1 protein-coding gene is annotated in these 351 nt (G+C 62.4%); it reads left to right on the top strand.

What is annotated here, in order from left to right:
- On the top strand, positions 1–351 hold a 351-nt coding region (locus tag AC1DKR_RS21515), incomplete at both ends, for an alanine--tRNA ligase-related protein (RefSeq protein WP_478035283.1).

The following is a 351-nucleotide window of genomic DNA, read 5'->3' on the forward strand; positions in this document are numbered from 1 at the left end:
GCACAACGACCTCGAAAATGTGGGCTATACGGCACGTCACCACACGTTCTTCGAGATGCTGGGCAATTTCTCGTTCGTCGACTACTTCAAGCGCGAAGCCATCCAGTACGCCTGGGAACTGCTGACCAAGACCTACCAGCTGCCGGCCGAGAAGCTCTGGGTCACGGTCTACGCCGAGGACGACGAGGCCTACGACATCTGGGCCAAGGAAGTCGGCGTGCCGGCCGAGCGCATCGTGCGCATCGGCGACAACAAGGGCGCSCGCTACGCCTCSGACAACTTCTGGCAGATGGCCGACACCGGCCCSTGCGGCCCGTGCTCGGAAATCTTCTATGACCACGGCGCCGATGC

Source organism: Stenotrophomonas sp. 01N47 (assembly GCF_056399165.1).